Here is a 24,459-nt window from a genome sequence, read left to right as displayed (position 1 = left end):
TAAATATGCAAAAAAACTGTACCCGCTTTTTATTGCTCTTTTTGGTTATGGGATGCACTGTTACTGTAAAGGGACAGCTCATCTCCATCAGCGGTACATTGAAGGATTCGTTGACGCAGGCCCCGCTGATATATTGTTCTGTAAAAGCTACCAACCTGAAGAAAGGCGTGATCACCGACAGTCTTGGGCATTTTGAATTGATGGTAAGTCCTGGTATCGATTCCATTCAGTTCAGCATGATGGGATATCAAACCATTACCCGCGCGATAAAAACGAAAACATCCCAGGAAATCAATCTCTCCCTGGCCCCTGAAACAAATACATTGACAGAAGTGGTGGTTTATCCGAAAGGATATGACCCCGCCGTGCATCTTTTCAAAAAAATATTGCAACACAAAGAACAGAACAACCCTGCTCATTTTTCTAACTATCAATCTGAAGTCTATGACAAATTACAATTCGAAGCGGGTAATTTTTCCGAGAAAGCCATCGGAAGCCGCTTACTTAAGCCTTTCTCTTTTGTTTTCACCCATACGGATTCTGGTGCCAGCCCCGCTAAGCCCCGGGTGCCCTTATTTATTACCGAAAGCCTGGCCGATTATTATTACAGTAAAAAACTGGGAAAAGAAAAGACCATTTACAAAGCGAGGCAGGTAACAGGCATACGCAATGAAACGGTGATCCAATACCTGGATGATCTGAAACAACAGGTAAACCTGTACGACAATTACCTGGTGTTGATGAAAGTCTCGTTCATCAGTCCCCTGGCCGATAATGGTTTGAGTTATTACAAGTACCACATAGAGGAAAGAAAGACCATCGGCAACCGGAAATATTTCCGGCTCAGCTTTCGCCCTTTGCACAGCAGCAGTAATACTTTTTCCGGCGAATGCTGGGTGATAGACAGAACCTATGCCCTGCAATCCATCAGCGTGCAAATGAATGCCGGCGCCAATATCAACTGGGTGAAAGACATCGCGCTGTCGCAGGACTTCATGCCATTGGGAGCAGATTCAGCCATGGCGATTACTAAAACAATGCTCTCCATTAACTTCATCACGCTTTCAAAAAAATCGCTGGGCTTCACAGGTACGCGCAGCTCCTACTACCGGAACATACGGATCAACGATGCAGTGACTGACAGTGTTTTATTACAGTTGGCAATTGCAGGCCAACCAGTCATTACACAACCCGGCACACAATTTTGGGAACAGCATCGTTTTGCACCGCTTAGCTCCAGGGAACAATGGGCTTATACTATGATCGATTCTATCAGGAAAGTACCTGCGTATACCACTTACAGTAATATGCTTACAGCGCTGGGAACCGGTTATTACCCGGCGGGTAAAATAGATATTGGCAACCTGTACAAAACTTTTACTGCCAATATCATCGAAGGCCCTCGTTTAAATCTTGGTTTCCGCACCAATGCCAATTTCAGTAAGTGGTACCAGTTCAGGGGCTATGCAGGATTGGGTATGAAGTACAATACGTTCAAATATGCACTCAGTCATTTGTTTATCCTCAACAGAAAAAATTGGGAAACCATCCGGCTGAGTTATGAAGATGATTTTACGCCTTTGTCAGACCACCTCAACGAGCTCAATGAGAATTCCATTTTCGGCGCTCTGATGCGCAGGGTGCCAAGGGGACGTATACAGCTCGTCAACACCGAGCAGGCCAAAATTCAATACCAGCATTTTTACCAGAATGGATTTTCTGTTCAACTGGCGTTGGACAAGCGCGTGTTATCACCCGCTTTCAATACCTATTATACTTATGGAAAATTCACACCGAATATTGTGCACCCTGCATATCCTCACCTGGGCAAGACCTATAAAGTGTCTGAAGCGTCTGTCGGTATCAGGTATGCATACAAGGAAAAGATCTATGCCGGACCCTTTACCAGGCTCAGCCTCGGCAGCAAATACCCGATCGTTGAATTTAAATACACGCATGGTTTCCAGGTAGAAGGCGGTATGCTGCACAGTGATTTCGATTACAACCAATACCGCTTATCGGTTTCACATCAGGTGAACATTCCCGCACTGGGTAAGATCAATTATACATTGGAAGGAGGAATTACCGACGGTACATTACCCATACTCCTGCTCGATGTGGCAAAAGGAAACGATACATATTATTACAACCGCTACGCATTCAATAACATGAACCGCTATGAATTTGTGAGCGATCATTATGCCAGTCTGCTGTTGGAGCACCATTGGGGCGGCTTCCCTTTCAATCGCCTGCCGCTGTTGAAAAAAGCGAACTGGAGAACCGTTACCAGTTTCCGGGCACTTACCGGCAGCATGACTGATGCAAATAAAACAGCCAATAAATTCCGCGACAATGGCCTCACCTATCATTTTATCGTACCCGACAAAGTACCGTACATGGAAACAGGCGTGGGTGTCGAAAACATATTCCGCGTGATAAGAGTAGATGCTATCTGGCGGCTCACCTACCGCGACAGACCCGGCGTTGTCAATTTCGGACTCAAAGCATCCCTGCAATTCAATTTCTGATATTTCATACAACTAAACCCTGCTTTATGGTTATCAAACACCTGTTGATTTTTCCTGTACTGTTTTATTCCTGTTCCTGTAACAAAGAATATTCTTTTACCCGGCCGGACCAGCAACCGCCTGTTCCTTCGCTTCATACTTATTATGTAGATGGCGCAACCGGCAACGACCAGAACGATGGTCTCAGCCTGGCCCGGGCCTGGAAAACCATTCAACAATCTTTTAATGCTGCACAACCCGGCAGTACCGTTGTCATCAGGGGAGGCACTTATTATGAAGAACTGGTGGTGAACGTGAGCGGAAAACCGGACCACCTCATCACTTTTACCAACTACGCACAGGAAAAAGTAATGATCGATGGCTCAAAGATCCGAGGTAACACCATCCTGTCCATCACAGATAGAGGTTTCCTGGTTTTTAAAAACCTGGCAATACAAAATATTACCAGGAACAATGCCCGGGGCATCCTGGTTGTGGCCAGCCCTAATGGAGCAGCAGGCGCCCTTTATTTCCGTAATATCCGCTTTCAGAACATCAACTGGACCAACAACGCGCAGGCTATTCCCGGCGCCAACGACAATGCACAGCCTTTCATTGTATTAGGACGTGGATTGACGCAAGACAATGCTATTAGCAACCTGGTCATCGATAGTTGCGAATTCAGTCATAATATCACAGGCTTCAGTGAGTCTTTATCGGTCGATGGCAATGTAGATGGATTTTTCATTACCCATAACAAAGTACACGACAACACCAATATTGGCATTGCTGCAGAAGGGCATTATGGAACAAGCGCTACCGCTTCACTGGATCAGGCAAGAGAGGGCGTCATCAGCGAAAATGTTTGTTACAATAATGTTTCGCTTTATGCAACAAGCGGTGGTATTTATGTAGATGGTGGAAGAGATATCCGGGTAGACAGGAATACCAGTTTTCAGAATGGCTACGGAATAGAAGTCGGCAATGAAAAAGACGGCACTACCAGTAATATCAGTGTTACCAATAACCTGATCTACCGGAACAAGGTTTCCGGACTTGCTATCGGTGGATACGATCCCAAAACCACCGGACAGGTGGTTGACTGTATTTTCCGGAACAACAGTTTTTATCAAAACAATACCAACCTCGATGGTTCAGGTGAACTGTATATTACAAAAGCATCCCGTTGCGTGATCGGAAACAATGTGTTTTATACCAACAACCAAAACCTGCTGTTTTCCCTGGCCGATATCTTGCCACAATCCGGCATCAGCCTCGATTACAACGATTGGTTTACTGTTGGAGCCGACGCCGGAAAAACCTGGATCAACTGGCGCAGCCGGCAGTTCAATTCTTTTAAAGATTATAGAACGGGTACACGGCAAGAAGCACATTCTATTTTCTCCGACCCGCTTTTCAGCAACGTTGGAACACCAATCCCTGATCTTCATTTACAATCAACGAGTCCTTGTTTACAACAGGGAAACCCTGCATGGATCATGCTCCCGACTGAAAGAGACTACGACGGAAAACCCCGGGTCGTGAATGGAAAAGCAGATATGGGTGCGTATCAACGTCAATGAGCAAGCATGTAATAAAAGTTCCGCAGAATGTCAACCGTTATTTGACGGTGAAAGAAAAATTCGGTGTTTTGGACAGAAAAATTCAGTGTTTTTTTCTTCAGATTCAGGTAAAAAATACAGAATTGTTTTTCTACTTTAGTGCCCGTTAAGTACCCCGTTCGTCTGGATTTCCCCTCTTTCTATTTCAACGTTTCAGAGAAGCAGCTTAAAAAAGAATAAAAGGCGCAGGATATTGCTTTGGTAGTATCCTGGTAAAATCCAATATCCTTATGATTGCCGAAACGTTTAAATTCCTGAGCGAAGAGCTCAACGGTTACCTGTCGCAAAAGCTGGGTGTTACCACAGACCAGCGCCTTGTGCTGGGTAATATAGGCAAAGTGTCTGACAACGACACCAGCGGCACCAACACACTTACCGGGAAAGCCATTCTTTCACTGATTAATGTAGAAGAAGACCGTATTACCAAGCAGCAGGATAATTACCTCAAATCCGATACGCAGGTAACCTATAAGAATCCCCCACTCTATTTGAACCTGTATGTGCTGTTCGCCATCAACCGAACAGATTACAGCGATTCGCTCAAATGGCTGGCGTACATCATACAGTTTTTCCAACAACAGCATGTATTCACGCCAACCAGCAACCCCAATCTCGACGGCCGTATACAGAAGCTGATCGTTGACCTGTACAACCTCAATTTTGAACAGATCAACCAGTTGTGGAGTGTGATCGGTGGTAAATACCTGCCATCGGTGGTATATAAAATAAGACAGGTAGTGATAGATGAAAATGCCATTGAGTATGAAAGCGGTTTCATACAGGAGATCAATATTTCAATACCACAGAACTATAAATAGCAGCCACTATGTTGCTCAAATACGCCATACTGCTGAAGGTTGAAATGCTGCACGACTATTACAACGATCTGCGGTGTCCCGATCTGGATTTTGTACCCAGTCGCGATACAGCCGATGCCCTCAAAGGGCATGATATGCTGTACAAAAGCATTGGCAACAAGCTGATCCTGTTGATCAAAACAGACGATACCGGTAAACCTATTATTGTACCCAATTCCTCATTAAAACTTTGCTTTTATGTCAATATCAACAACGTTCGTTTTGCCAATTATACCAATATCAATTTTCATCCTTTCGATGCTACCCGTTTTTATTTCACCAACCTCAACCAAACGAAGGTGGGCGCCGGCTTATATTTAAATACGGCTGTTGTGCAATACAACAGCGCCAACGATTACCGCGTTGGCGCTTTGGCTGGTGATGCCATAGGCAACAACTATGAAGCGATCAAATCGAGTAGCAGCAGCAATATCCATGATCTATCCGACCCTGGTTACTGGCAACCCAAAGGAACGGCGCAGTACGTGAATAATGGTGATGGTATATCGCTTGCAGGTGATACTTATTTATTTCATGGCGCCGCCAATACCAACTTCACCATCCATATCTATACACTCAACACGGCTACCAGTGCATACGACAATTTACTCACCACCAGTACGATCCACTACCCAGCTGCACAGTCAATTGTACCGGTTGACCTGAGCTTGCTGAAGAATGGCAAGTACAGGATAGAAATCAATGGCAGCAGCTCATTGGTTTATCATGATAAAGAAGCGATACTCCAAAACTGTTTTGGAATGATAGAACTGTTCAACAACCTGCCGGCTGCCAATGATTTTTCCTGGTTCGATGCTACCGGGTTGCCTAAACAGTCTATATACAGCATTCGTTTTGCCAACCGTTCAGCCATCTGGAAATACATTGCGCGTTCCGGCGATGTAACAGCTATCAAAGACAACGCGTCTGTATACACGTTCAACAATGTGCCGGCGAGTACCGTGTTTACTTCCTCAGTTCCCATTCCGTTCAAAGAGCAACCATTGAACAGCCTCTTTTTAGAATCGGCCTCCCTGGGAAATATCTCCCCCATTCCCAATCCCCCTACCGACAGATTAAGTACCATCATACAGGGCAGTGATCATTATTACTGTGCAGAAAAACACCTGAATTACTAATACCAACACTTCATAAAAACAATTAAAACATGGCAACATCTTACAAAACACCCGGTGTCTACATAGAAGAGATATCGAAGTTTCCGCCATCCGTTGCGGAAGTTGAAACGGCCATCCCGGTATTCATTGGTTACACTGAAAGAGCAGGATTGGCTAATGCACCTTTGCCAACCATTACCATCAATCCCGGTGGCGGCGATGTGATAGTATCGGAGGCAAAACGCATTGAATCATTACTGGAATACATCACATACTTCGGAACGGGCCCCACGGAACACCTCACCATCAGTATTTCTGAAACGTTCACCGGCGGAGCGGCTGTTTATTCCAAGCTGGTAAGCAGGTCAATCACCGCTTCGGTGCTTACGCCAAGCATTCATACGATGTACTACCACATGCAATTGTATTTTACCAATGGTGGTGGCCCTTGCTATATCATCAGTGTAGGCAAAACAACAGAGGGCTCTGTAACCAAGAACAGCCTGCTGGCGGGACTGGAGATGGCCAAACGGTATGATGAACCCACGCTGACAGTCTTCCCGCAAGCTGCCAAATTGAGTACTGCAGATGATGCGTACAATATATACAGCCAGGCATTGTTACAGGCGGCTACTTTGCAGGACCGCTTTGTGGTGATGGACTGCTATAATGATGATACAGATACACTGAGGAATGCTGCGAGTTTGACTGATAACCTGAAATATGGAGCAGCTTACCATCCTTTCCTGAGATCGGCCGTTAGTTACAAATACGATCTTACCGATGAGAGTAGCTTGACCATAACGCTGCAACAGGACCTGAACAACGATGGCAATTTCACCGATGCAGGCGAGCCGGCAGTCACTAAAACTTACGCCAGTCTGAATGCAGAACAAAAAACATTGGTAAAAGTGGAGATAGATAAGCTGGGGGTTGTACTCCCGCCATGTGCAGCCATGGTTGGCGTATACGCCAATGTAGACAACCTGCGCGGTGTTTGGAAAGCGCCTGCAAATGTAGGCTTGCAAATGGTGAACGGACTTACTAAGCTGGTCAATGCAGTAGACCAGGCAGCATTGAACGTAGATCCTGTTGCAGGCAAATCGATCAATGTGATCAGGGCGTTCACCGGGAAAGGCATACTGGTATGGGGTGCACGTACCTTGGCCGGTAACGACAATGAATGGCGTTATATCAATGTAAGGCGTTTCTGCATCATGGTAGAGATCAGCAGCAAACTGGCTTCCGGCACTTTTGTGTTCGAACCCAACGATGCCAATACCTGGGCTAAAGTGCAAGGCATGCTTGAAAATTTTCTCACCCTGCAATGGAGAGCCGGCGCTTTGCAAGGCGCAAAACCATCCGATGCTTTTTATGTAGCGGTGGGATTGAACAGGACCATGACTGCGCAGGATATACTGGAAGGCCGTATGATCGTTGAAATAGGTATGGCTGTAGTAAGACCCGCTGAGTTCATCATCCTCCGCTTCAGTCAAATGATGGCCAAAAGCTAACCCTCATCCATAAAATTTAAAAATCAAAACAATGGCAACAGCAAACACATACCCTATACCAAAATTCCATTTCCGTGTAGAATGGGGCGGCTCACGCATTGGCTTTTCGGAAGCTACGGGACTCGATAAGCAGATCGAAGCCATCGAATACCGGGAAGGCTCCAGTCCTACTTATTCTAAGATCAAAATGCCCGGCCTGCACAAGTTCAGCAACATCACGCTGAAACGCGGCACATTCGAGGGCGATAAAGAATATTACAAATGGATCAATACGGTCAACCTCAACAAAGTAGAGCGCCGCGATGTAACCATCAGCCTGCTCAACGAGAACCACGATCCTGTTATTACCTGGAAAGTGATCAACGCCTTCCCGGTAAAAATACAGGCCAGCGATCTCAAAGCCGATGGTAATGAAGTGGCCATTGAAACCCTGGAACTCGCACATGAAGGATTGGATGTGCTGATGTAAAACAGCGATCATTGTTTAACAGGTAAAAGAACAAGCTATGGCGGCTGATACATCGGCAGGCGGATATTATCCGCCGGTGGGATTCCATTTCAAGGTTGAGTTCATTGGCGTTGGTAACGACAACGACACCCGGTTCCAGTCGGTCAGCGGACTCACCGTTGAATACGACACCGAATCATTCAAAGAAGGTGGCGAGAACCGCTATGAACACAAGTTGCCGGTGCGTACCAAGTACCCCGACCTGTCATTGAAAAGAGGTATGCTCACCGATTCGGATGTGATCAATTGGTGCATCAAAGCCTTTCGCGACAGGCAGTTCGATCCCGTACAGATCAGCATCATGCTGCTAAATGAACAACACCAGCCGCTTAAAACATGGAATGTATTCAATGCATGGCCCAAGAAATGGTCGGTATCGGATTTTAATGCACAGGAAAACACCGTGGTGGTGGAAACCCTGGATCTCTGTTATAGTTATTTCACCGTTCAATAACACTGCTCATGCCCATTGAAATAAGAGAACTGGTTATCAAAGCAACGGTCAACAACCCGAATCCGCAGGCAGAGGAAGCGGTTCAGCCACCGGCTGCACAAGGTGGCGGGGCTAAAACAGACCTGGACGGCATCGTATCGCAATGTGTGGAACAAGTGCTCGACATCATACAGAACAAGAAAGAAAGATAACAACATGCTCGAAAAAGTTCAGATCATAGCGTACAATAACCAGGATTATGCAGATAGTCACAAAGTGAATGATCCGGGCAATCCTTTTAAAGCCATGATCAATCCGGAGAATTATTCGCTGGATTATAAAGTAGAGTTCACAGAAGGGCAAGGACATGGTACGAGCACAGCACACCAGCGCTTCAATTTCAAGAAGCCGGAAGAAATGTCGTTCGAATTCCTGTTCGATTGCACCGGCATCATCGATGACAATCCTAAAGACAGTATACACGATGATGTGGAAGCATTCAAAAAACTCCTGCTGGAATACGACAGTGATTCGCATGAACCCAGGTTTTTCAAAGTGATATGGGGCACTTTTATATTCAAAGGACGTTGCACGGCATTGACCATCAATTTCAAATTGTTCAATTCCAACGGATCACCCATTCGCGCCGTATGCAAGACCACGTTCAAAGGCAGTATCGATGAGCAGTTGCGCGTGGCAACAGAAAATGCGCACTCTCCCGATATCACACATTACCGCGTGGTAAAAAGCGGCGAAACTTTGCCATGGCTGTGTTACCTGGTTTACGGCGATTCAAAATATTATATGCAGGTAGCCAGGGTGAACAACCTGGTCGATTTCAGGAACCTGCAACAAGGCCAGCAATTATTCTTCCCCCCTATTGATAAAAACAGTGCTTAATGCCCAACGAAAGGACGATACCATCTGAAGCATCCAAAAGCGTATGCACGTTTACCATCCTCTCGGGCGGCAATGCGGTGTCCAGAACTTACCAGGTAATGGCCATCGCAGTCAACAAAGAAATTAACCGTATCCCCGTTGCTACCATTATACTGGTAGACGGAGAGCCTTCGAAAGAAACATTCGCCATCAGTAATACGCCTGATTTTGAACCAGGCAAAGAGATTGAGATCAAGGCTGGTTACCGGAGCGATGAGAAAACCATCTTCAAAGGCATCGTTATCAAACATGGCATCAAAGTGCGGAAGACGAGTTCAGTATTGGTGATAGAATGCAAAGACAAAGCGGTTAAGATGACCGTAACCAGTAAGAGCAAATATTTCAAGGACAGCAAAGACAGTGATGTGATGGAACAACTGATCGGTGCGCATCAACTGGATAAAGAAGTAAGTGCTACAGACCTGCAGCATAAAGAACTGGTGCAATACAATACAACCGATTGGGATTTCATTATGTGCCGCGCAGATGCCAACGGTCTTTTATGCATACCAAACGATGGCAAGATTACCATTGCCAAACCCAATTTCTCCGGTGATGTCGCACTCACTGTACAATACGGCGCCACCGTGCACGACCTGGATGCAGAGATCGATGCCCGCTTCCAGTTAAAAGGGGTCAAAGCAACGGCCTGGGATCCATCGCAACAAAGCCTGGTAGATGGCATAGAAGCCGCAGATGCTGGTGTGCCCCAAGCCGGTAACATCAGTGCCGACACACTTGCCGGTGTGATTGGCGATGACGATTATGTGTTGAAACACAGCGGTAAGCTGGTTGACCAGGAGCTGCAGCAATGGGCCAATGCCAAACTATTGAAACACCGCCTCGCTAAAATAAGGGGTAGGGTAAGCACCGATGGCACGGCAGATGTGTTGCCCGGAAAGATCATACAGATCAATGGCGCAGGCGACCGGTTCAACGGAAAATTATTTGTTACCGGTGTGCGGCATGAAATACAAAAGGGGAATTGGCTCACCACTTTTCAATTCGGTGTAGAGCCCGAATGGTTTGCACAAACCTACGATGTGCAACAGCCAATGGCAGGCGCACTATTGCCTGCCGTACAGGGATTGCAGTTGGGTGTAGTAACCAAACTCGAAAGCGATCCCGACGGAGAAGACCGGATCATGGTGCGTTTACCATTGATCGATACCGGTGATGATGGGATATGGAGCCGCGTGTGCTCTTTGGATGCAGGCGATAAGCGGGGCATGTTTTTCCGCCCCGAAATTGGCGATGAAGTGATCGTGGGATTCATCAACAACGATCCTCGTCACGCCGTGATACTGGGTATGTGCAACAGCAGTAAGAAGCCCGCTCCCCTGCAGGCAAGTGACCAAAATAATGAGAAAGGATATGTATCACGCAGCGCCATGAAAATGATCTTCAACGACGACAAAAAAACAATCAGCATAGAAACACCCGGTGGAAACAAAGTATTGATATCGGAAGAAAACAAGACCATCAAAATGGAAGACCAGAACGGCAATAAGTTCACCATGGATGAAAACGGCATCAAGCTGGAAAGCGTCAAAGACCTCACTTTAAAAGCGGCCAACGAATTCCAGGCGCAGGGCCTGAATACAACGGTTAAAAGCGATGCGCAGCTGAAAGTGCAGGGTGGTTCCGGTGCGGAAGTTTCATCGGGTGGCAATACAGCCGTAAAAGGATCCATTGTTCAGATCAACTAAAACGAATGATTATGCCAGCAGCAGCAAAGATCGGAGATATGCATACCTGTCCAATGATGAATGGACCGGTGCCGCATGTAGGCGGACCTGTAACAGGCCCCGGCTGTGCTACCGTGCTCATCGGCGGCATGCCGGCTGCACGCGTGGGCGATATGCTCACTTGTGTGGGACCACCCGATACGATCGCGCAAGGTTCGGCTACGGTAATGATCGGTGGAGCGCCGGCAGCAAGACAGGGAGATACTACAGCACACGGAGGCGTTATTGTAATGGGTACCCCTACTGTGATCATTGGAGGATAAAATAACATTATGGCAACAACTACAGCAATCAACGACGATTTCCTGGGCAAAGGATGGAGCTTCCCTCCCAACTTCAACGCGGGCAATGCAGGCGTGGATATGACGGAAAAAATGGAAGACATCCATAAAAGCCTGGAGATATTACTCACTACCACAATCGGTGAACGCGTGATGGAACCCAAATACGGATGCAACATGGTGGACCTGCTGTTCGAGCCGCTGAACACTACAACGGTTACCATCATGAAAGACCGGATACAAACAGCCATACTGTATTTCGAACCGAGGATCGATGCCAAAAACATTGAGCTCGATATGGATGATGAAATAGAAGGCGTGGTGCTGATTAAAATAGAGTATGTAGTACGCGCTACAAACTCAAGATTCAATTTTGTTTACCCCTATTATAAAGACGAAGGAACTGAATTACAAATGGTGACTACCAACACACAGATAGCCTGATAAATTATGAGTTGCGATAATAAAAATCCTTTACAGCGAAATGGCACCGGCCAGCAGCAACGCATGCCCGAAGCACTGAAAGACGGCTATGTGCTGGTGGAAGAGCGCGACTATAAAGAATGGATCGTATTTGCCGGTCAGTTCGCGCAATGGATCAAGTATTTTGATACCACCAACCAACCCAACGGTAACTGGCAGTCTTTTTTCACCTCAGATATATCGGCTGTGCTGGGCACCACCGCCATACAGGATATAGACGAATACAGGCGCAGCTTCAAAGAAAAATTTAATGTGCTCAGGGCCGATAAGAATAAACTGAAGACCGATCTGCTGAAAGAAACTTTCAATGGGTTATTCGGTGGCATACTTACTTTATGTGTGGCGATAGATGCAGCGGCTGCAAAATTACCCGATGGCAATCCATTGAAGGAAACCATTCAAAACCTGGTACGTTCCAGGCTGCAAAATGAATTTACCCAATTGCTGGCAGTGTACAAAGGTGCAGCGATAGCCAGTCTTGTAAAAGAAACAACTTACGCCGGTTGGATCATTTTGGATAAACAGGTGGAAAGCCCTGCTCATATCCTCACAAATGACCAGTTATCGGCTGCCTGGCTGCATGGTGCGGCCACACTCAATGATTATTACCAGTCTGCCGGCCTGGCTGCCAATACAGAAATATTCGGAACGGGTACAGAGCCCTGGCAGAAGATACACCACGCGGTGAATCATAATTTATTCACCGGTATTTTCGACCAGTTCCTCAAAGCCTATACCCGCATTATCAGTGATGCAGAGAGTTTGTTGTTACAAACCCTCAGTAACTGGAGCAGTCACGCGCCACACTATACTTTGTTCCTGACTTTTCTCAAGCTGTTCAAATACGCCAAAGCAGGCATCAATACGCTTACCCAACGTCATCTCGACTTTTATTATAAGGAAGTATTGTCGCTCGTACCTAGGGCCGAAATACCCGATCATGTACACCTGGTGATGGAACTGGCTAAACAAACAGATGAATACATGCTTGCAAAAGGCAGTTTGTTTAAGGCAGGTAAAGACAGTTTAGGAAAAGAACTGTTTTACGCACTCGATAAAGACACGGTATTCAATAAAGCGTCTATCGCAGCATTGATGAACGTGTATAAAGGCGATGCAGATGATAAGACAGGTAAGATCAACAACAAAGGAAGACTTTTTGCAGCAGCCATAGCCAATTCACAGGATGGAAAAGGCGCAGAGCTGAAATCACTCAATAAAGAATGGCACCCCTTTTTCATCAAAACATATACGGACGGTAAACTGAAATCCATCGATACACCCCGGGCGCAAGTGGGCTTTGCAGTTGCTTCGCACTACCTCTACCTAACAGAAGGAGAACGGGCAGTTGACCTCACCATGCAGTTTGCCGGCGGCACTTCCGAGGATATATCCGAAACCGGTGCATTTGAATGTTACGCTACTACTGACAAAGGGTGGTACCGGATCAAAACCTATGAAATATTTTGTGGCACGAACAGTTCGGGTAAAGCTTATTATACCGTTCATATTATGTTGAACGGAAATGAACCGCCCATCACCAACTATGTGGCAGCGGTTCACGGCGGCTCATTCAATTGTAACCTGCCGGTAGTGAAAGTTTATCTCAACCAGGGCGATGACATGTCTTATTATTACGATTCGCTGAGTGGATTGAAAATAGAAGATATCAAAGTGTCCGTATCCGTTGGCAATAGCAGTACGTATAGTCAAAGCGGATTGAAACAATTATCCGTAGCCAATGATGCCGGATTGGTAGATACTTCCAAACCTTTTCAACCTTTCGGCGCTTTGCCCAAAGCAGGTTCGTCGATATTCATTGGTAACAAAGAATTGTTCTGTAAAAGGAATGCAGCCGTTGTATTGAATATTGAATGGAAAAATCTTCCAGCCAATGGCACGCAGATCATTTATCCTGCCGGCACGGCGCCCGGTGCGGCATTCCGTCACCTGGCAAAAGGTGTCTGGACCAAAGACCTGGATACTTCCATTTTCAATGGCAGCACGGCAAAAGTAGCAGTTACCAATGCAAGCGGCAAAGCCATTCCATTGGCAGATGAAACGATTGTGGATTATGCAGATACCTATCAACCTTATAACGGCAGCAGTAATAAAGGTTTCTTAAGATTGAGCCTGAACAATGATTTGGGCAATGACGCTTACCAGGATGCCAGGATCACCTACCTGGTTAAGTTGGCCAAAGATCCTACCGATACCAGCAATACGCCACCCATTGCACCGTACATGCCCATGATCAGTTCACTCTACGTAAGTTATACCGCTTCCACCAACAGCCAGTTGAACAAGAAAGATCAGTCGACCTACAATGCAAGAACGACACGCTATTTCCACCTCTATCCTTTCGGAGAAAGTGAGCAGCATGCCTGGCTGAACAATGATACAACGATCGATTTTCTTCCGCAATTCACACACGCAGAAGAAACCAAAAATCATATAGCAGATAACGGTTCTTTTTTCATTGGATTGAAAGACCTGAAGCCGCAGCAAAGCGTTAACGTGTTGTTCCAGGTAATGGAAGGCACCAGCGATCCTACCCTCTCCGTTACGGGCACATTGATCCATTGGAGTTATTTGCGCAATAACCAGTGGCAACCATTTGATGAACAATCTGTTGTAGATCAAACCAGGAGCCTGCGTCAGTCGGGCATTATTTCCTTCCAAATACCGGAAGACGCCACATTGCAACACACTATGATGCCTGCCGGATTGATCTGGCTGAAAGCATCGGTTTCACCACCCAATAAACCGGCTGCCGTATGCAAGCTTCTGAATGTTGCTGCGCAAGCAGCAGCGGTCAGCTTTGCAGATCAGCGCAATGCGCCTGATTTCCTGAACAATGCATTGCCGGCCAATACCATTTCAAAATTGAAAGACCCGGTTGCTGATTTGAAAAAGATCAGCCAGCCCTACCCTTCTTTCGGTGGCAAACCGGTGGAGACCAGCACGCATTTTTATATGCGGGTGAACGAAAGGCTGCGGCATAAAGACAGGGCCATTACCATCTGGGATTATGAACGATTGGTGTTAGAAGCGTTCCCTGAAATACACCGTGTTAAATGCCTGAACCATACCAAATACATCAACAAAGATTACAACGAAGTAGCGCCGGGGTATGTAACGGTGATCACCATACCCGATCTCGTCAACCGCAATGATACCAACCCTTTGCGGCCCTATACCAATGCCGATACACTCGACCAGGTAAAAGAATTCCTGCAAAAACGGATATCCTGTCACGTACAGTTGAACGTTTGCAATCCTGTTTTTGAAGATGTATTGCTGGAGTTCAACCTGAAATTATTGCCCGGATATGAATTCAGCTATTACAGCAATTTGCTGAAAGAAAGTATCACTGCATTGCTCAGTCCATGGGCCTATGGCAAAGCAGATGATGTACGCTTTGGAGGCAAAATAGAAAAATCGGTGCTCATCAATTTCATCGAAAGCCAGTATTACGTGGATTATATCACCGATGTGAAAATGTATCACCTCACCGAAAACAACCAGGCAACGCTTACAGATGAAGACGAGATAACGGCTTCTATGGCCATATCCATCCTGGTATCGGTGCCGGCTGACAAACACCTGGTGCATCAAATACCCGATGATACGGCAACAAACAAAAAACGATCTGTAAAGACGAGTATAACAAACTAACCCATGAAAAGAACTGAGACATGGCAGATTACACTACCATAGCAAAGAACCCAACATTTGAACCAGGCCAGGATTACCGGCTGCTGCGACAAGTGGGACTAGACTATATTGAATCGCTGGGCAGTCAATACTGGACAGATTACAATATCCACGACCCGGGCGTTACCATACTCGAGCTGCTCTGCTATGCCATTACCGACCTTGGTTATCGCACATCTTTCAATATCAAAGACCTGCTGGCGCCACCACCGGGCGAAAAGATGGATCCTGCTGAACAGGCTTTCTTTACAGCGCGGGAGATATTGACCGTGAACCCCTGGACAGTAGCCGACTACCGGAAATTGCTCATCGATATTCCTGGTATCAAGAACGCCTGGCTGCAATGCATGTGTTGTCCTTGTGATGGTATGTTCCTCTATGCCAACTGTAAAAAAAGTGCATTACAATACGCCGCCACGGAGCATACCATTATTATAAAAGGTATGTACGATGTGCAATTGGAGTTTGAAGATGATCTCGTGCTGGGCGATCTGAACAGCGGTAAAATATTGTACCAATTCCCTATTGCGGCAAACAATGGAACGGCTACCATTGAAATGCGGTTGCCTTCCTACAAAGCGTTGATGAAAGATGCGGCTACTAAAACATTCCTGCTGACATTGCAACACGAAGCGGGAATGACCATCCATGTACAATTCATTTCGGGCAATAAGAAAGACAACCTGAACATTCCGCAGGCCGATCTGTATAAAGGGCTGCGCAATCCTTTGTATGCAACATTTACCATCATCGATGGCGGTAAATCGATGGTGATGCAGGATATTCCTTTCACCGTATGGCTGAACAGTGATGCTGATGGAAAAGTATTGACTGTTACCGATTTGCAAAATGCCATCAGCGATGCAACCAGCCAGGGCATCCTGAGAAAATACATTGCCAAAATAGTATTGGCCGATAGGGCGTTACAGCAGGCCACCAATGCTTTACAGGCACATCGTAACCTCTGCGAAGATTTTTGCAGCATCGATGCTGTTGAAACGGAAGATATTGCTATCTGCGCCGATCTAGATGTAACGCCAGATGCCGATATAGAGAAGATACTGGCAGAAGCTTATTACCAGATAGACCAGTATTTCAGTCCGGATATACAATTTTTTTCCCTCAAGGAAATGCTCGCTGCGGGCTTCACAGTGGATACCATCTTCAATGGCCCTCCCCTCGGCAGCGGGTTTATTAAAGACGACCAGTTAGCGTCTACACAATTGAAAAAATCATTGTATGCATCGGAGATCATTGCCATACTGATGAATATCCCCGGCGTACTGGCTGTAAGGAACCTGATCTTGTCGCCTTACGATAAAGATGGCAACCGGTTAAAAGGAGAACAATGGGTATTACCTGTAGATAAAGGATACCAGCCGCGTTTATATCTGACAGGCTCCAAGTTCCTGGTTTTTAAAAACGGACTTCCCTTTCTCCCCGATAAACTGGAATTGCAGGATACGTTGAAAGTGATAGAAGGCCATCACCAGCGGCCCAAATTTGCAATTGGTGATAACGACTTGCCTGTGCCCCCTGGTCATTATTATGAGCTGGGAGATTATTATCCTTTGCAATATTCACTGCCCGCCACCTATGGTGTGGGTTACCGGCAATTACCGGTCAACGTTTCTTTGCAACGCAAGGCGCAAGCCCAGCAACTCAAAGCTTACCTGTTGTTCTTTGAACAGTTATTTATGAATTACCTCGAGCAGTTGCGTCATGTAGGGGATCTTTTTTCTGTAAACCACCAGGTAGACCGCACTTATTTCTCTAAAACTATTGGCACCACCCTGGTAGATGGCATCGATGAAATATACGCCATTGATGCTGCGAAGCTGCAAGCGCTCTCGGAAACCGAACAGGTCTTCCTCAACAGGCGCAACCGTTTCCTCGACCACCTGATGGCCCGATTCGGCGAACAGTTCAACGATTATGCGCTGATGCTGTATTCTTATACCGATAATAAAAAGATCGCCGACAAAATACTCATCAACGATAAGATCGCTTTTATTGAAGAAATACCTTTTGCCGGTAGTAACCGGGCAAGAGCGTATAACTATAAAGATGCAGGTAATATCTGTAACGATAACAATATTGCCGGATTGAAGAAAAGGATACAGCAATTATTGGGTATCAAAGAGCTGGACGATTATATTGTTTTTGCCGAAGAAACCGATGCGCAGGCAAAAATAACCAGCCGGAAATGGCAACTCGAAGATGAGAACGGGCTCGTGTATTTGACCGGCAAAACCGATTACAGCAGCGATTCCCGGGAAGAGGCCGTGATCAAAGCCAAAAAGGAAATTAACGACATCGTTGTTTATCTCACAGATAAGAACAGCTATGACGTTAGGAAAAGCAAGCAGTGGGTGCTTACATTGCTGAACGGCAAGAAAGAACCCATCGCAGAGAACCCCACCCCTTTCAGCAAAAAGGCCGATGGCGTAGCCTATATCGATACCACTGTTGCTTTTGTAAACGATCTGTTACTCGCAGAGAAAATACTGGTGGTTGAACACCTGTTGTTGCGCCCACGGAACAAGCCCAACAAAGACTTCCCCAAAGGCGATCCCTTATTGTCTATTTGCATTCCCCCTGATTGCAAACTCTGCGGCGAGGAAGACCCTTATTCTTTTCGCCTCACCATTGTAATGAACGGGGAGAAAGGACTGGCCAACTCCGGCATTGAATTCAGGCGGTTTGCAGAAACCACCATCCGTATGGAAATACCCGCACACCTGGGATTGAAGATATGCTGGGTAACAGGTAAACAATTGGATCAATTTGAAAAACTGTATTGCGCCTGGCAGCAGGCACTGGCAAAAGCAGCGCCCGACGCAAAAGACCTGCACCAGCAACTGAAAGAACTGTTGGATGAATTCTCTCATTTAAAAAGCGTCTACCCCAAAGCCACGCTTCATGATTGTATTGATGGAGATGATCAGAACCGTGTTTATTTAAACCAGACCATCATTTAAACGAAATAGTTATGCAGCAAACGCAATTCAATTATCCGGAATTTGTACCCGACCAATTGCTCACCTCCGGCAACCTGAATGAGCTGTTTGGTTACCTGGAAGAGCAGGAAAGGATCACCAGGACCAACCTGCTGGGTATTGGTATTGTATGCGGACTGGAAGTGAGAACAAATACTTCGGGTACCGAATTAACCATTACCAAGGGCTGCGGTGTTACATCGGACGGGTACCTGGTTTCTTTTCCGGAAACCACGTACACGCAATACAAAGCCTATGATCCGGTTAAACAAAAATATTACGAGCGTTTTGTAGACATAAAGCCCGATGACAAGAGCAAGAAACTGTTCGACCTGGATGAGTTGGTGGAATCGGCCGTAGCAGAGAAAACCACATCGCTCTCGGCTGCTTACCTGGCAGATAAGGTAGTGCTGTTATACGTAGAGTTGCTGGAAGAGAATGCCAAGAACTGCAATCCCAATTCCTGCGATGACAAAGGGAAAGAAGTCACCATTACGTTCAAACCCCTGCTGGTTACCAAAGCCGTGGCAGATAAATGGCTTAGCCAGCAATCATCGGGAAGCACGCCTGCTGCTTATATCGCCCTGCCCATATTAAAGATGCACCGCTTCAACATCATCGCTACCCAGTTGCGATCATCGGGGCAAGTACTGGAAGAGTACCGCAAAATACTCACCCCTGCTTTTATCGGCAGTATGGAAAATGCGTTTATTGAAACCTACAAACTATTATCGCCACTGGTGAAAGATTTGTATGGCACGAATCCTTTTGCCAAATTCTCGCAAGAGTTTGCCTTTTTACACACAACCATCAATCAAACAGAAGCGATCAACCTGCAATATTATTACGATCTGTTCTCCGATCTGCTGCTGGCTTATGAAGAACTCAGGGAAACAGGTATGGAGATCATCAGCATGTGTTCACCCGATCACAACCTGTTCCGCCTGCATTTATTGCTCGACCTGGCCATTCACGATGCAGGCGCCATTTCCAGTCAATACAGAACTTATTTCATTCCCTCTCCGATCCTCGGTTGTCATTGCAAACAAACCATCCGCCTGCGCTGGTTGTTCAAGAGAATGGTATTGATGCTGCAGAATTTTTTCATCTCTTTATCTGTAAAAGGCGGTTTCGGCGCTTCCTGGAAACTGGAATATGAAATGCTGGTGAAAAGAAGCATCCATACCTCTATACGCATTACGCCCAGCAGGTTGGGCAATATAGAACTGGCAGAAAAATCCATCCCCTTTTATTACCAGGTGGCACAGGGCAAGGATAAGTTATACGAAGCATGGAGCCTGGAACGCAGCCAGGAAAGCAGTGCCCGGGAGATACTCTCTTATCATGCAGATGAATATGCGAACGACGACTATACCAAAAACCCTTTGCGTTACGACCTGGAACCTTACAATTTTCTGCGGATAGAAGGACATATCGGGCAGCCTTATAAGACTGCGTTGAGAACCATCCTGGGTATTCGCAACCAATATCGACTTCCTTTCGACGTGATTGCTTTGAGTGCCGATATCAATTCATTGAAGACCTCGCTGGAGTCATTGGGTAAGATGGATACCGTATCGAAACTCATTGAACAATACGCAGAACAGTTACAATGCGATTGTGAATTCCAGGACCTGGAAGCTTTGTATGATACACTGTCAGCCGAACTCACTTGCACGCTGTGTAAAGAAGCGAAATATTATTATGGAATTGTTGCAACGAAAGCAGCAGCGGATGCCAAACCGATTACACCTAAATTTCCACTCTTAAAAAAATGTGATCCAACCTTTAAGGTTATGCCCGGTACCCTGGGTTATGAATTTGAACAATACTATGCACATACAGCAAAAATATCAGCTGTAGAGTATATGATGTTTAGCTATGAGAACAGGGCGATGTATGAAAATACATCCTCCCAGTATTTTGCCTTGTTGCTGAGTATGGGTAAACTGGCCGATACATTGGCACTTTCGTTGGGAACTTTCAACCAGGCTCATTTCGATACGGCGTATACAGCAATGCTTGCTACTGCGGAAAGGATCAAAACGCAGATTACCAATGCAGGAGGCACCCTTTCTGCAGAAAGAGCCCAGACATTGGTGCACATCGACCAACTGATTGCTGTTTGCATACAGAAGCAAATAGACACTTTATACAGGGATTACCTGTTGCGATGGGTATATGTGATGATGCTGCAGAAGTTCGGCTATTTCATCCAATCACATCCTGGCATTCAGCACAAAGCCGGTGTTCCGGTTGGAGGCACTTTCATACTGGTCTATCATGAAAAGCCTGTTGCATACACGCCAATAGATATTGCAAAAGAAGAAGTGATGCTGGCAGAAAACACCGGCATGCGAACCGCTATTGAAAAAAAATCTGCTGTTGCCACGCATATAAAAGATATACTGGGCAATATTCCCATGGGATCGAGGTATGTAGGTAGCCGCAACATATACAAGACGCCGGTAAAAACGATAGAGAAAGAGCCGGTTGAAACGGCTCCGGATGAATTCAAGATCGCCACCGAAAAGCAACTGGAAGCCCTGCATACCCTGCTCGGCACTGCGCAAGAAAAAGAGATCGACCTCGACAAAGTATTATCAAACCTGGCCAACTATACGGTAATCGCAGATTTTTATCTTCCTTACCTCTGCTGCTCGGATTGTCCGCCTGTATTGTTCACCGTAAACGATCTGGTTGTTCAACCCAAAATAAATATTACACCTACTACTTTCTGTTCGGGTGACAGCAAAACCTATCCCATCGACATTTCTCCTGCCGGTGGAGAAGTAACGGGCGAAGGCGTTATAAAAGACAACAATAGCAAATACGGCTTCACTCCCAACACCATTAAACTGGCTCCGGCTGATAAAGAGAAGCATATCACACTCACGTATACCATCAATGAACAAACAGTTACTATAGCAGTAGATGTGTTCCAGCAACCGGTTGCAGCTTTTGATGTGAAAATAAACGGTACCAGCGCCAGCTTCATTAATAAATCTTCTGCCTTTGCTGATAAATGGATCTGGGATTTCGGTAACGGCAAAACAGCTACGGAAAAAGAACCGGTCTTCAATTTCGGAACAGACGGCGATTATAATGTAAGCCTGATTGCAGTCAATGGCGCTTGCAATTCAGAGAAAGTCACCCAAAAAGTAACCATTACCACGCCCGATCTTACCATTACAATTCCCAAAAACAGTTTCTGTGCAAATGATAAACCGGTAGAAGTAACCGGTACGCCTGCCGGCGGAACGGTTAGCGGAGAAGGTATTACAAAAGATACAGCCGGTAAATTCATGTTCAATCCCGCCAGCGTGCTGTTGCAGGGAGCAGACCAGAAAAAACTAACGTTAACCTACGCAACTGCCGGTAAATCAAAAGGAACCGATGTAACCGTTTATGCAGAACCCAAAGCAAGTTTCGCTGTTACCAATGGCTCTACCCCCGCCCTGAAACTGTTCAGGAATACTTCTGTGCCTGCCACCGGAGCTGTAGCATGGAATTTTGGCGATGGCAAAACTTCCAACGAAGCCAATCCTTCCCATGATTTCCAGAAAGAAGGATCTTATACTGTATCACTTACTGTTTCAAATGGCTCCTGTGCTGCTACGGCTACGCAAACGGTTAAGATCGTGCTGCCTGTTGTAAAAACATGTTACACACTGAATAATGCGATCACTGCATTCAATACATTGAATACAACAGAGAATGCGCGCCTGCTCGATCAGGCAACACAGAAAGCCTTTACCACAGCCATTGTGCCATTCTTTAAAGAACTGAAAGGAATAGATGCAATGGGAGTACCCGATAAACAATTGAAAGCCTTTCAGCAGATGAATACAGTTGCTTCCATGACCAACTGGATACGGATGTTAATGATACCTTATCTGGAACTCACGAACAGCAGGCTGCAGAATATGGAACTGGTGAGGATCCTGACAGATATTGCTTTCTATATCGCCTGCATACAGCCGGCAGATATGGATAAAGCGCAGGTACCTACCAATACCTATTTCACACAACTCAATGAGTACCTGGGCAGGGTAAATGCGGTCGTCAGGCAGTTTACAGCTGATCAGAAAAAACAATTACAACCCGAATTCAACCTGTTCCTGAATGATGTGAAAGCAGAAGAAGAAAGAGTAATTACCAATAAAGAAACCACCATTAAACCATTGTACACACATATCCTGTCAGGATATATACCGCTATTGAGTATTTAACCATGCATGCAGGCAAACATATCATCGGGAAACAGTTCCTGGACATCACTTATAACGGTAACACCGACGGTATTGCTTTGCAACGAACAACGGAAAACATGCTGCGCAAGGAATTGTTGCCGCAGTTGGAGGCTTTGTTTGACCATTATAGTCCGGGTGATGAAACGATTGCCATTGACCGGCTGACGCTGGAGCTCACACTTGATTCCGGTGATATGGAAAATGCCCTGGCGCAAAGGATCATAGAAGGACTCAACGAAGCGCTTGCCCGGAAAATAAAGGAAGCAAAACAAAGTGTCCGGCCAATACCTGCATCGAAATTCGTACAACTGCTGATCTTCTATCTCAGGAACGGCTACCTGCCCTGGTGGAGCCATTTTACCGGAACGGGAAACTGGCATTCTTTTGTTCTGGAAAACTTTTCCGCTTCTTTATCTGTATACGATAAAGCGCAATTGCAGGCAGCCATTCAAGAAACACACGCGCAGCAAAGAATAGCTGTACAGTTCCACGAAGCATGTTTCTGGAAATTGATCGATGTACTGTCTGGTTCACAAACAATATTCAACGATTGGTATAATGATTTGCAGCATATCACTGAATGGATAGCACGTACAGATCAGCAACAATCATTTCACGTTAATATCCGGTTATCTATATTGCAGCTCCTCTCCACTCCTTCGGGAAAAAGCGGCCAGTCAACTGATGCAATGAGCGCACAGTTGGCGAAAATAGTAAAAGCGCAATTGGAAGAAGTATTGCCAAAGGGCACCCTTCACAAAGAAACAGGTGCGCTGAAACAACTTATTGATGAACTAAACAACAAGGATTTTAAAGTACTTATGACACAAGAACTGCACAGGAAGAAGACAACATCACCCGGGTCAACATCTCAACAGGCAACTATTGCAGACAAGACTGAACCCGATACACAGCAAAAAGAACAGCCTCCTGCCGCGGTCAATGCAACACAGGATAATCAGCCTGTGCTATCCGAAGCAGATACCATTTACATCAACAATGCCGGTTTGGTAATAGTAGCGCCATATCTTGGGCGATTTTTCAATAAACTCGAATTGTTGAATGATAACCAGATCAATAATATAGCCAGGGCTATTAGCTTGTTACAGCATATCGTTACCGGTGAAAATGATTTCGAAGAGTTTGAAGTGGTATTGCCCAAACTCTTATGTGGCTTGAAGCCACACGACCCCATTCCTCAGAAATACCAGCTTACAACAGCCGATAAGGAAGCTGTAGCTGAATTGTTGCAGGCGGTGATTACCAACTGGCAGGTATTGAAAAACACTTCAGTTGCAGGCTTGCGTGCATCCTTCCTGCAAAGAGAAGGCAAACTGCAAATGGCAGGCGGTCAATGGCGTCTGAAAGTACAAACATTATCTTACGATATGCTGCTGGATTACCTGCCCTGGAATATTAAGATGACCAAATTAGCCTGGATGCAATCGTTGCTGGTGGTGGAATGGGGTGACTGATAAAC

The 24,459-nt window shown here is 45.8% G+C and carries 16 protein-coding genes; all 16 read left to right on the top strand.

Translation table 11 applies throughout. From position 1 onward, the window contains the following. The first annotated feature begins 5 nt into the window (after positions 1 to 5). Entirely contained in the window at positions 6 to 2,528 is a 2,523-nt protein-coding gene (locus SEDOR53_RS0113085; protein WP_026770132.1) for a DUF5686 and carboxypeptidase-like regulatory domain-containing protein, read from the top strand. Positions 2,529 to 2,554: 26 nt separating this feature from the next. Further along, a complete protein-coding gene (locus tag SEDOR53_RS0113080) occupies positions 2,555 to 4,090 on the top strand; it encodes a right-handed parallel beta-helix repeat-containing protein (protein ID WP_026770131.1) in 1,536 nt (511 codons plus the stop codon). Between the two features lie 269 nt (positions 4,091 to 4,359). Beyond that, the gene (locus tag SEDOR53_RS17975; protein ID WP_051416644.1) at positions 4,360 to 4,947 is read left to right on the top strand and encodes a DUF4255 domain-containing protein; all 588 of its coding nucleotides are present in this window, start codon (positions 4,360 to 4,362) and stop codon (positions 4,945 to 4,947) included. Positions 4,948 to 4,955: 8 nt separating this feature from the next. Further along, positions 4,956 to 6,125: a hypothetical protein gene (locus SEDOR53_RS0113070; RefSeq protein ID WP_026770130.1), complete on the top strand. Its 1,170-nt coding sequence runs from the start codon at positions 4,956 to 4,958 to the stop codon at positions 6,123 to 6,125. A gap of 29 nt (positions 6,126 to 6,154) precedes the next feature. After that, positions 6,155 to 7,618 carry a phage tail sheath C-terminal domain-containing protein gene (locus SEDOR53_RS0113065; RefSeq protein ID WP_026770129.1) on the top strand — a complete coding sequence of 488 codons (1,464 nt, stop codon included), beginning with the start codon at positions 6,155 to 6,157 and terminating at the stop codon, positions 7,616 to 7,618. A gap of 31 nt (positions 7,619 to 7,649) precedes the next feature. Beyond that, on the top strand, positions 7,650 to 8,087 hold the full coding sequence (locus tag SEDOR53_RS0113060; RefSeq protein WP_026770128.1) for a phage tail protein: 438 nt from the start codon (positions 7,650 to 7,652) through the stop codon (positions 8,085 to 8,087). 37 nt (positions 8,088 to 8,124) lie between these two features. Next, the gene (locus tag SEDOR53_RS0113055; protein WP_026770127.1) at positions 8,125 to 8,580 is read left to right on the top strand and encodes a phage tail protein; all 456 of its coding nucleotides are present in this window, start codon (positions 8,125 to 8,127) and stop codon (positions 8,578 to 8,580) included. Between the two features lie 8 nt (positions 8,581 to 8,588). Then, complete coding sequence (locus SEDOR53_RS0113050) at positions 8,589 to 8,771, top strand: DUF5908 family protein (protein WP_026770126.1); 183 nt, start codon at positions 8,589 to 8,591, stop codon at positions 8,769 to 8,771. Positions 8,772 to 8,775: 4 nt separating this feature from the next. Next, positions 8,776 to 9,459: a hypothetical protein gene (locus SEDOR53_RS0113045; RefSeq protein ID WP_026770125.1), complete on the top strand. Its 684-nt coding sequence runs from the start codon at positions 8,776 to 8,778 to the stop codon at positions 9,457 to 9,459. Next, entirely contained in the window at positions 9,459 to 11,207 is a 1,749-nt protein-coding gene (vgrG, locus tag SEDOR53_RS0113040) for a type VI secretion system tip protein VgrG (protein ID WP_026770124.1), read from the top strand. Before SEDOR53_RS0113045 ends, vgrG begins: the two co-directional genes overlap by 1 nt. Before the next feature lie 11 nt (positions 11,208 to 11,218). Next, on the top strand, positions 11,219 to 11,509 hold the full coding sequence (locus tag SEDOR53_RS0113035) for a PAAR domain-containing protein (protein ID WP_026770123.1): 291 nt from the start codon (positions 11,219 to 11,221) through the stop codon (positions 11,507 to 11,509). A gap of 9 nt (positions 11,510 to 11,518) precedes the next feature. After that, positions 11,519 to 11,971: a GPW/gp25 family protein gene (locus SEDOR53_RS0113030; protein ID WP_198018930.1), complete on the top strand. Its 453-nt coding sequence runs from the start codon at positions 11,519 to 11,521 to the stop codon at positions 11,969 to 11,971. 6 nt (positions 11,972 to 11,977) lie between these two features. Continuing rightward, positions 11,978 to 15,688, top strand: coding sequence for a baseplate J/gp47 family protein (locus SEDOR53_RS0113025; RefSeq protein ID WP_037361272.1), 3,711 nt, complete (start codon positions 11,978 to 11,980; stop codon positions 15,686 to 15,688). Between the two features lie 20 nt (positions 15,689 to 15,708). After that, positions 15,709 to 18,708 carry a hypothetical protein gene (locus SEDOR53_RS17970; protein ID WP_026770120.1) on the top strand — a complete coding sequence of 1,000 codons (3,000 nt, stop codon included), beginning with the start codon at positions 15,709 to 15,711 and terminating at the stop codon, positions 18,706 to 18,708. Between the two features lie 11 nt (positions 18,709 to 18,719). After that, positions 18,720 to 22,958: a PKD domain-containing protein gene (locus tag SEDOR53_RS0113015; protein ID WP_026770119.1), complete on the top strand. Its 4,239-nt coding sequence runs from the start codon at positions 18,720 to 18,722 to the stop codon at positions 22,956 to 22,958. Positions 22,959 to 22,960: 2 nt separating this feature from the next. Beyond that, positions 22,961 to 24,454 carry a contractile injection system tape measure protein gene (locus tag SEDOR53_RS0113010; RefSeq protein WP_026770118.1) on the top strand — a complete coding sequence of 498 codons (1,494 nt, stop codon included), beginning with the start codon at positions 22,961 to 22,963 and terminating at the stop codon, positions 24,452 to 24,454. Positions 24,455 to 24,459: the final 5 nt, after the last annotated feature.

The organism is Asinibacterium sp. OR53, from assembly GCF_000515315.1.
Classification (GTDB): Bacteria; Bacteroidota; Bacteroidia; order Chitinophagales; family Chitinophagaceae; genus Sediminibacterium.
Note: the sequence above shows the minus strand (reverse complement) of the source record. Positions and strands in the feature narration are given on the sequence as shown.

Excerpts from the sequence above, each read along its gene's own strand:
- SEDOR53_RS0113085 (WP_026770132.1), top strand. The coding sequence starts at position 6 with ATGCAAAAAAACTGTACCCGCTTTTTATTGCTCTTTTTGGTTATGGGA.
- SEDOR53_RS0113080 (WP_026770131.1), top strand. The coding sequence starts at position 2,555 with ATGGTTATCAAACACCTGTTGATTTTTCCTGTACTGTTTTATTCCTGT.
- SEDOR53_RS17975 (WP_051416644.1), top strand. The coding sequence starts at position 4,360 with ATGATTGCCGAAACGTTTAAATTCCTGAGCGAAGAGCTCAACGGTTAC.
- SEDOR53_RS0113070 (WP_026770130.1), top strand. The coding sequence starts at position 4,956 with ATGTTGCTCAAATACGCCATACTGCTGAAGGTTGAAATGCTGCACGAC.
- SEDOR53_RS0113065 (WP_026770129.1), top strand. The coding sequence starts at position 6,155 with ATGGCAACATCTTACAAAACACCCGGTGTCTACATAGAAGAGATATCG.
- SEDOR53_RS0113060 (WP_026770128.1), top strand. The coding sequence starts at position 7,650 with ATGGCAACAGCAAACACATACCCTATACCAAAATTCCATTTCCGTGTA.
- SEDOR53_RS0113055 (WP_026770127.1), top strand. The coding sequence starts at position 8,125 with ATGGCGGCTGATACATCGGCAGGCGGATATTATCCGCCGGTGGGATTC.
- SEDOR53_RS0113050 (WP_026770126.1), top strand. The coding sequence starts at position 8,589 with ATGCCCATTGAAATAAGAGAACTGGTTATCAAAGCAACGGTCAACAAC.
- SEDOR53_RS0113045 (WP_026770125.1), top strand. The coding sequence starts at position 8,776 with ATGCTCGAAAAAGTTCAGATCATAGCGTACAATAACCAGGATTATGCA.
- vgrG (WP_026770124.1), top strand. The coding sequence starts at position 9,459 with ATGCCCAACGAAAGGACGATACCATCTGAAGCATCCAAAAGCGTATGC.
- SEDOR53_RS0113035 (WP_026770123.1), top strand. The coding sequence starts at position 11,219 with ATGCCAGCAGCAGCAAAGATCGGAGATATGCATACCTGTCCAATGATG.
- SEDOR53_RS0113030 (WP_198018930.1), top strand. The coding sequence starts at position 11,519 with ATGGCAACAACTACAGCAATCAACGACGATTTCCTGGGCAAAGGATGG.
- SEDOR53_RS0113025 (WP_037361272.1), top strand. The coding sequence starts at position 11,978 with ATGAGTTGCGATAATAAAAATCCTTTACAGCGAAATGGCACCGGCCAG.
- SEDOR53_RS17970 (WP_026770120.1), top strand. The coding sequence starts at position 15,709 with ATGGCAGATTACACTACCATAGCAAAGAACCCAACATTTGAACCAGGC.
- SEDOR53_RS0113015 (WP_026770119.1), top strand. The coding sequence starts at position 18,720 with ATGCAGCAAACGCAATTCAATTATCCGGAATTTGTACCCGACCAATTG.
- SEDOR53_RS0113010 (WP_026770118.1), top strand. The coding sequence starts at position 22,961 with ATGCATGCAGGCAAACATATCATCGGGAAACAGTTCCTGGACATCACT.